Origin of the sequence: Corallococcus sp. 4LFB, from assembly GCF_046520365.1 — a bacterium.
Classification (GTDB): domain Bacteria; phylum Myxococcota; class Myxococcia; order Myxococcales; family Myxococcaceae; genus Corallococcus; species Corallococcus caeni.
Map to the genome: position 1 here is coordinate 1 of NZ_JBKGHJ010000749.1, position 2,847 is coordinate 2,847.

Below are 2,847 nucleotides of genomic sequence, written 5' to 3' on the forward strand. Positions count from 1 at the left end.
GCCGCCCCGCCGCGGCAGCCGCGCGGCGCCCGCGGCGGACAACAAGCGCAAGCTGCTGGTGGTCGCGGGCGGCGTGGTGGCCCTGCTGGCGGTGGCGGCGGTGGTGAAGACCTCCGTCGGGGCTCCCCAGAAGGCCCAGAAGGCCGGTCCGGCCGCGCCGTTGGATCCCGCGCAGCAGGTGCAGGAGCTGCTCAGCGAGTGCCGCTCCTACGCCTCCACCGAGATGGGCGCCCCCAACTGGGACCGCGCCGAGGCCACGTGCGAGCAGGCGCTGGACATGGACCCCATCAACGCCGAGGCGAACACCCTCGTGCGGCGCATCAAGCTGGAGAAGGAGGCCTTCGGCAACTTCGAGGCCGCGAAGAAGGCCATCGAGCTCAACCGCGAGAAGGAAGCGCTGACGCTGCTGCGCAAGATTCCGAAGGAGAGCGAGTACTTCCGCCGCGCCCGCTCCAAGGCGCGGGAGACGGCCGAGCAGTTCGTGGAGCGCGCGAAGGACGACTGCAAGCGCTACCTGAACAACTCGCAGTGGAGGCCCGCGGTGCCGCGCTGCCAGGAGTACATGGAGGTGTGGTGCCAGAAGCAGAGCAAGGAGGACCTGGAGCCGCCCATCGGACAGACGCTCCGCCTGGAGGGCCGCCTGCGCAGGAACGACTGGCGCCCCAAGGACGCCATGTTCGTGAAGTTCCTCATCGCCCGCACGCGGGTGGACCGCAACGCCCCGCCGTGGACGTGCCCGGTGTCCGACATCCTGGCGGCGGATGAGCTGGGCCCGGATCAGGCCAGCGAGGTGCGCGCCATGTTCACCAAGCGCTACGCCCCGAAGCTGGTCCAGGCGGCGATGATGGACTACTGGACCGGCCGCGGCAGCGAGTCCGTGGCGACGCTGCAGAAGCTGCGCGCGAAGGTGGACCAGGCGGAGTTCCACTCGCTGGCGGACGAGCTCATCCGCGACGTGTCCAACGTGGATCAGCTCTTCAAGACGGGCGAGAGCGCGCTCACCAACGAGGACCCCGAGCGCGCGGTGGCCCCGTTCAAGGAGGCGCTGGCGACGGACAAGCGCATCATGGCGGAGCTCGCGGAGTCTCACGTGTCCTTCTACCGGAAGAACATCTTCCAGGACATGGCGAACGCGGCCTACCTGCGCGGCAAGCACTTCGCCGACCGCGAGGACCGCCGCCGCGGCTGCCGCATCTGGAAGCTGGGCTTCGACTTCTACAAGGGCAACACGGACCTCAACCGCGTGGTGGCCTTCTGCTCCACGCAGGCGCTGAACGCGCTGTCCGCGGTGGGCGACTGTTCGGACCTGGCGACGGTGGAGGACTACGCCGTGCCGGGTGACGGCATCGCGGAGCAGGTGGCCGCGAAGAAGGCCGAGATGAAGTGCCGCTGAGCGGCGCTCTCGTGCGGGGCTTCGTGGACAGGGAGCGGGAGGCGCGCTAGGGACGGGGGATGGCCGACACCAGCCCCCCGCGCTCCGAGCGCCGCCTGGCGCTCTTCGACGCCTCCGGCTTCATCTTCCGCGCCTACCACGCCATCCCCCCGCTCACGACGAGCAAGGGGGTGCCCACCAACGCGGTGCTGGGCTTCACCCGCATGGTGCTCAAGGCCCTGCAGGAGCTGAAGCCCACGCACGTGGCGCTGGCGTTCGACAAGTCGGGCCGCGTGGAGCGTCAGAAGATCGACCCCACGTACAAGGCGAACCGCAAGGCGCCGCCGGAGGACCTGACGCCCCAGTTCCCGCTCATCCGCAAGGTGGGGGACGTGCTGAACCTGCCCTCGCTGGACGCGGAGGGCTGGGAGGCGGACGACGTCATTGGCACGCTGGCGCTCCAGGCGAAGGCCGAAGGGTTCCAGGTCCTGGTCATCACCAGCGACAAGGACTTCATGCAGATCGTCGACGAGGACATCACCCTCTTCGACCCCGCGAAGAACAAGCGCATCGGCGTCGCGGACGTGCAGGAGAAGATGGGCATCCTGCCCAAGCAGGTGCGCGACTTCCTGGCCCTGGTGGGCGACGCGGTGGACAACGTCGCCAAGGTGCCGGGCGTGGGCGACAAGACGGCGGTGGAGCTGCTCCACCAGTTCGGCGACGTGGAGACGCTGCTCTCGCGCGTGGAGGAGGTGAAGAAGCCGAAGATCCGCGCGGCGCTGGAGTCCCACCGCGACAGCCTGGTGCGCGCCAAGCAGCTCGTGACCTTCAACACCGGGCTGCCCCTGGGCGTGAAGCTGGACGACCTGGCCCGCCGCCCTCCGGACTCCACGCGCGCGCGGGACTTGTTCACGGAGCTGGAGTTCTTCGCGCTCCTGCGCGACCTGCCGGCGGAGGAGCCCGCGGCCCGCCCGGACGTGGCGCCGCTCGCCGTCACCACCACGCTGGTCACCACCGAGGAGGAGCTGAAGGCGCTGGCGGACGCGGCGAAGGCCGGCGGGGCGCTCACGCTGGTACCCGCCTTCGAGGGCATGCCCTTCGCGGCGCCGCTGGTGGGCCTGGGCGTGGCGCTGCCGGACGGAAATACGCGCTACGTGCCCCTGCGGCACCAGCAGCTGGGCGCGACGCAGGTGCCGGCGGCGGCCTTCAGCGCGGTGATGAAGGACGTGCTCGCGGACGCGGCGGTGAAGAAGGGCGGCCATGACCTCAAGGCGCTCACGCTGGTGCTGGCCAACGAGGGGCTGACGCTGGGGGGCGCGCACGACGACGTGGAGCTGCTCAGCTACCTGCTCAACCCTTCGCGCCGGGAGCACGCGCTGGAGGACCTGGCGCGCGAGCGGCTGCGCTCGGAGCTGCCCGCGCTGCCGCGTCGGTGGGAGGAAAGAAGGGCGGGCGCTGGCGGACCACGGGCCGGA

Annotated in this window: 1 protein-coding gene and 1 pseudogene; both read left to right on the top strand. The window is 70.5% G+C overall.

The window, feature by feature from the left end; all coding sequences use genetic code 11:
- A pseudogene (locus ACLEQD_RS40600) lies at positions 1-1,393 on the top strand (FHA domain-containing protein); the annotation flags it as partial.
- Between the two features lie 59 nt (positions 1,394-1,452).
- On the top strand, positions 1,453-2,847 hold a 1,395-nt coding region (locus tag ACLEQD_RS40605; protein WP_410391290.1), incomplete at its 3' end, for a 5'-3' exonuclease H3TH domain-containing protein.